We start from the raw sequence: 5370 nt of genomic DNA, 5'->3' as shown, positions 1-5370 counted from the left end.
GTGCGGCCGGTCCGGCCGTGGCGATGGCCTCCCGCGCGGGGGCCTGCACGATCTGGGGCCGGGCCGCCCGGGGGGCCGCCGTCGGGCCCGGGGCGCCGGCCGGCTGCTGCGGAGGGTGCGGCCCGGTGACGGAGACGCATCCCGTCAGCGCCGGGCCGGCCAGAAGTAAGACTGCGGCGGAGAATCGGTGCACTCGCGCCACTCTGCTGGCCGCGCGCCCCGGGCGTACGGGGTATGGGCGGGCGTGCTCCCCATGGGTGATGCCCCGCCGCCCGCCGCCCCCTCGCCCGTGCGGGTGCGCCCCCTGGTCCGGGGCGACACTCGGCAGCCGGCCCGCACGGGACGACTCCGAGGCCGGCCGCGGCGGGTGCTGGTCGCGTCGGAAGCCGGCCGCGGTGGTGGCCGGTCGCGTCGGAAGCCCGCCGCGTCAGAAGCCGGTCGAGCCGTCGATGCGCTCCCGGAGAAGGTCGGCGTGGCCGTTGTGGCGCGCGTACTCCTCGATCATGTGGACGTACACCCAGCGCAGGGTGACCGGCCCCGCCAGGCGGTGCTCCGAGGCGCCCACCGTGTCCAGGGGGAGCCCCGCGACGGCCTCGCGGCACGCCGCGACCTCCGCCCGCCACCGCTCCAGCGTGGCCGCGCCCGTGTCCGCGTCGGTGACCCGGAAGTCGCCGTCCGGGTCCTCGTCGGTGTAGTAGATCGGTGGCGTGTCCTTCCGGCCGGCCATCGTCCGGCGGAACCAGGACCGCTCGACGTCCGTCATGTGCCGCAGCAGCCCGAGCAGGGTGAGCTCGGACGGCGGCGCGGCCGCCTCGCGCAGTTGGGTGTCGTCGAGCCCCGCGCACTTCAGGGCGAGGGTCTCGCGCTGGAAGTCGAGCCAGGCCTCCAGCATCGGGCGCTCGCCCTCGATGAGGCCGGCGGGGATCTCGCGCACCGGTTGCGCCGGCTGCTCGCTTGTCAGGTCTTCGGTTGTCATGGGGGCCATCATGGCCGCCGCGCGCGAAGCCGACCAGCGGTTATCGCCCGGAGCGGGAGCCCAGCATGCCGTGCAGCAACTCCGCGACGCTGGCGCGCAGTTCCTCCAGGGAGGGCGAGGACGCGTGGTGGGGCCCGGCCGTGCAGGAGAACATCATCCCCTCGCACCAGGCGGAGAGGCCCAGCGCGTGCCGCCGGGGCGCCGGGGAGCCGATGGCCGTCGTCATCGCCACCAGCGTGTCGCGGAAGCCCCGGCCCGCCGCGTCGTAGATCTCCCGCAGTTCGGGCCGCCGGGTGGCCTCCAGCGCCAGCTCGTAGCGGGCGACGAGCAGTTCGCGGTGCCCGGTCAGATAGCGGTGCAGGGCGAGCGCGAGGGCCTCGGCGAGCGCCTCCGGGTCGCGCGGGGGAGCGCTGAACTCCTCGGGGGCGAGGACGTCCCCCTCGCGGACGACGAGCCGGCGGACGGCCGCCTCCAGCAGCGCCGCCCGGGTGCGGGCGTGATTGGAGGTCGAGCCCTGGGGGAGGCCCGCGGCCTCGTCCACGGCCCGGTGGGTGAGTCCGCGCAGCCCCCGCTCGGCGAGCAGGGCGATCGCGGTGTCGGCGATCAGTTCGGCGCGTGGGGCGCGCGAGGTGCGACGTGAGCCGTGTGGGGTGCGAAGTGCCATGGCGGAAATCTACCGCGCGTTCACTACGGCCGTAGTGAACGACGGGCCGGCGCCGGCGCGGGCGTGGAGCGGGCGCGGAGGGGTGCGGACTACAACCGTAGTATGGTGGCAGGGGACTACGGCTGTAGTCCCCCGGGGAGGAGAACACCGTGAACGCACCCCGCGCCGTCGTCGTCGGCGCCGGCATCGGCGGCCTGACCGCCGCCGCGGCCCTGCACCGGGACGGCTGGTCCGTCACCGTCCTCGAACGCGCCGAGGCCCTCGAACCCGTGGGCGCCGGCATCGCCCTCGCCCCCAACGCCCAGCGTGCCCTCGACACCATCGGCGCGGGCGACGACGTCCGCGCCCTGTCCGCCTGGCAGGAGGGCGGCGGCGTACGGCTGCCCGGCGGGCGCCGGCTCTCCCAGACGCCCGACGCCGCCGCGCGGCGGCGCTTCGGCGGCCCGCTCGTCGTCGCCCACCGCGCCGAGCTGGTCGGGCTGCTGGCCGCCCGGCTCCCCGAGGGGGCCGTGCGCATCGCCGTCCCCGCCCGCGTCGCCGACCCCGGCTCCGCCGGCCGGCCCGCCCTCGTCCGCACCCCCGACGCCGCGTTCGAGGCCGACCTCGTCGTCGCCGCCGACGGCATCCACTCCGACGCCCGCCGCACCCTCTTCCCCGGCCACCCCGCGCCCCGCTACGCCGGCTTCACCAGCTGGCGCATGGTCGTGCCGCGCCCCGAGCGCCCCTTCGTCCCGCACGAGACCTGGGGCCGCGGCGGCGTCTGGGGCACCGTGCCCCTCCGGGACGGCCGGGTGTACGCCTACGCCACCGCCGCCGTGGCCGCCGGCGGCCGCGCGCCCGACGACGAACGGGCCGAGCTGCTGCGGCGCTTCGGCCACTGGCACCGGCCGGTGCCCGACATCCTGGCCGCCGCCGACCCCGCCGCCGTCCTCCGCAACGACGTGTACACCGCCGCCGCACCGCTGCCCGCCCACCACCGCGGCCGGGTCGCGCTGCTGGGCGACGCCGCCCACCCCATGACGCCCAACCTCGGCCAGGGCGGCTGCCAGGCCATCGAGGACGCCGTGGTCCTGGCCCACCTCACGCACCCGGAGCGCCGGGCCGAACTGCCGGACGCGCTCGCCGCGTACACCGCCCAGCGGCGCGGCCGCACCATGGACGTCGTCCGCCGCTCCGCCCGGGTGGGCCGGCTGAGCACCTGGTCCTCCGCGCCCGCCTGCGCCCTGCGCGGCGCGCTGATCGCCGTCGCCGGCCTCCTCCGCCCCGATATCGCGCTGCGCTCCCTGGACGGAGTGGCCGACTGGCACCCGCCGACGCCCACGTATGCTGCCGGGACACGGGACGCGTGATCACCATCGGGTCGGCGCGCCCGCTCGGCTTGGTCCGGTGCGCCCGACGCCCGTCGGCGCACCGCGGGTGAAGGGGAGTGTCGCGCATGACCGCGGATGTGCTGAAGGTCGGCTGCATCGGGCTGGGCGACATCGCCCGCAAGGCGTATCTGCCGGTGCTCACCGCCCAGCCGGGCGTGGAACCGCACCTCCAGACCCGCACCCCCGCCACCCTGGACCGCGTCGGCGACGCGCACCGCGTCCCGGCCGAGCACCGCCACGCCACCCTGGACGCGCTGCTCGACGCGGGCCTGGACGCGGCGTTCGTGCACGCCCCCACCGCCGCCCACCCCGAGATCGTGGAGCGGCTCATCGAGGCGGGCGTGCCCACCTATGTCGACAAGCCGATCGCCTACGACCTGGCCGACACCGAGCGGCTCGTCCGCCTCGCCGAGGAGCGCGGCGTCGGCCTCACGGTCGGCTTCAACCGCCGCCACGCGCCCGGCTACGCCGCGTGCCTGGAGCATCCGCGCGAGCTGATCCTGATGCAGAAGAACCGCGTCGGGCTCCCCGAGGACGTGCGCACCCTCGTCCTCGACGACTTCATCCATGTCGTCGACACCCTGCTCTTTCTGGCCCCCGGCACGGTCGAGCACATGGATGTGCGGGCCCGGGTGCGCGACGGGCTCGTCGACCACCTCGTGCTCACCCTCGCCGGTGACGGCTTCACCGCCATCGGTGCCATGAACCGGCGCGGCGGCTCCGGCGAGGAGATCCTGGAGGTCTCCGGGCAGGACGCCAAGCGGCAGGTCGTGAACCTCGCCGAGGTCGTCGACCACCGGGGCGGCCGGCCGAGCGTCGACCGGCGGGGCGACTGGGTCCCCGTCGCCCACCAGCGCGGCATCGAACAGGTCGCCCTCGCGTTCCTCGACGCCGTGCGCGCCGGGAAGCCGCTCAGCGCCGAGGAGGCGCTGCGGACCCACCGGCTGTGCGAGCGGATCGTACGGGAGGTGCGGGAGCGGACGGCGGGCTGACCGCGCCCCCGGGCCGGCGCCCGGCCGCCGTACGCCCCGGGCCGCCGCCCGTGCCCGTACGATCCGAGCCCTCGCCCGCACCCGTACCCCTCGGGCCGCCGCCCGCCCCCGTACGGCCCGATCGCAGTGCGCGCAGCCCCTCCGCCGCGCAGAAGGCCGCGAGCGCGGCCAGCGACCCGTACACCACCCAGTCGCCGAAGCGCACATACGGGCTCGTGCCGCTCGCCAGCGGCACCTCGTAGACCGCCGCGGCCGACCGGTCCGTGCCCAGCCGTTCGCCGACCGCCCCGCCGTCCGGGCCGTGCACGGCGCTCACCCCGGTCAGCGTCGCGTGCGCCATGGGCCGCCAGGTCTCCGCCGCCCGCAGCGCCGCCAGCGAGGCGTGCTGCTCCGGCGCCCAGCTGTGCTGGAACGTCGAGGTCGCCGACTGCGCGATCAGCACCCGCGCCCCGTCGCGGGTCAGCCGCCGGCTCATGTCCGGGAACGCCGACTCGAAGCACACCAGCGGGCCGATCAGCAGCCCCTCGCGCCCGCCCGTCGTCGCCGGCAGCTCCATGAGCACCGGCGCCACCCCCCGCCGCCGGTCCTCGGCCGCCGCCTTGCCGACGGACGTGGCCCAGCCCAGCACGGAGCGGGCGGGTATGTACTCCCCGAACGGCACCAGGCGCATCTTGTCGTAGCGCTCCACGGTCGGCCCCGCGGGCCCCACCAGCACCGAACTCTTGAAGATCCCCGGCCGGTCGGAGCGCCGCGCGTCCACGTTCACCAGCAGATTCGCGTCCACGGCCTGGGAGAGCGCCGCCAGCCGCTGCCGCAGGTCCGGCCGGCCGCCCAGGTCCGCCCCTATCGCGCTCTCCCCCCAGACCACCAGCCGCGCGCCGCTGCCCGCCAGCGTCCGGGTCAGCTCCTCCTCGCGGTCGAAGCGCCGCTCGGCGCTGTCCGGGCCGGCCACCACCCCGGGCTGCACCAGCGCGATCCGCACGGTGCCGGCGTGGTCGGGCCGCGGGGCCCACGCCCACGCCGCGCCCGCCGCCGTGGCGCAGGCCAGCACCCCGGCGAGCGCGGGCGTACGGGCCCGGGGCAGCGCCAGCAGGGCGGCGAGCGCCGTGTTCACCGCCACCACCAGGAAGCTCACCAGCCACACCCCGCCCAGGGAGGCCAGCCGCAGCCCCGGCTCGACCTGCCACTGGCTCGCGCCCAGCAGGCCCCAGGGCCCGCCGAGGTACTCCCAGGACCGGACCAGTTCCACGGCCACCCAGCCGGCCGGCACCAGGAGGAGGGCGGCAGCCGCTCGCCGGCCGCTCGCGCCTCCGCGGCCGCCCGGGCCCCGGTCGGCGGCGTTCGCACCGCGGACACCCGTGCCCGCGC

General features: G+C 77.2%; 5 protein-coding genes and 1 pseudogene. 2 read left to right on the top strand and 4 right to left on the bottom strand.

Annotation, left to right across the window (positions count from 1 at the left end; all coding sequences use genetic code 11):
- The 3 genes and pseudogenes from ACSNOD_RS27915 to ACSNOD_RS27905 all read right to left on the bottom strand — a co-directional run.
- Window positions 1–193, bottom strand: a pseudogene (locus tag ACSNOD_RS27915) (hypothetical protein); the annotation flags it as partial.
- A gap of 234 nt (window positions 194–427) precedes the next feature.
- On the bottom strand, window positions 428–985 hold the full coding sequence (locus ACSNOD_RS27910; RefSeq protein WP_436769848.1) for a DinB family protein: 558 nt from the start codon (window positions 983–985) through the stop codon (window positions 428–430).
- Window positions 986–1016: 31 nt separating this feature from the next.
- A complete protein-coding gene (locus tag ACSNOD_RS27905; RefSeq protein WP_436769847.1) occupies window positions 1017–1640 on the bottom strand; it encodes a TetR/AcrR family transcriptional regulator in 624 nt (207 codons plus the stop codon).
- A 149-nt stretch (window positions 1641–1789) separates the two neighbouring features.
- On the opposite strand from ACSNOD_RS27905, the gene ACSNOD_RS27900 reads away from it, so the two are divergent.
- Together ACSNOD_RS27900 and ACSNOD_RS27895 are read left to right on the top strand one after the other, a co-directional pair.
- Window positions 1790–2989, top strand: a complete 1200-nt coding sequence (locus ACSNOD_RS27900) for an FAD-dependent monooxygenase (RefSeq protein WP_436769846.1) — start codon at window positions 1790–1792, stop codon at window positions 2987–2989.
- Window positions 2990–3090: 101 nt separating this feature from the next.
- Window positions 3091–4002, top strand: coding sequence for a Gfo/Idh/MocA family protein (locus tag ACSNOD_RS27895; protein ID WP_436769849.1), 912 nt, complete (start codon window positions 3091–3093; stop codon window positions 4000–4002).
- Here ACSNOD_RS27895 and lnt read toward each other — a convergent pair.
- Window positions 3923–5370: apolipoprotein N-acyltransferase (gene lnt / locus ACSNOD_RS27890; RefSeq protein ID WP_436769845.1), on the bottom strand; the 1448-nt coding region annotated here is incomplete at its 5' end. The two genes, ACSNOD_RS27895 and lnt, sit on opposite strands and share 80 nt — an antisense overlap.

This window comes from Streptomyces sp. URMC 123 (assembly GCF_051386515.1).
Classification (GTDB): domain Bacteria; phylum Actinomycetota; class Actinomycetes; order Streptomycetales; family Streptomycetaceae; genus Streptomyces.
Note: the sequence above shows the minus strand (reverse complement) of the source record. Positions and strands in the feature narration are given on the sequence as shown.

Excerpts from the sequence above, each read along its gene's own strand:
- ACSNOD_RS27910 (WP_436769848.1), bottom strand. The coding sequence starts at position 985 with ATGGCCCCCATGACAACCGAAGACCTGACAAGCGAGCAGCCGGCGCAA.
- ACSNOD_RS27905 (WP_436769847.1), bottom strand. The coding sequence starts at position 1,640 with ATGGCACTTCGCACCCCACACGGCTCACGTCGCACCTCGCGCGCCCCA.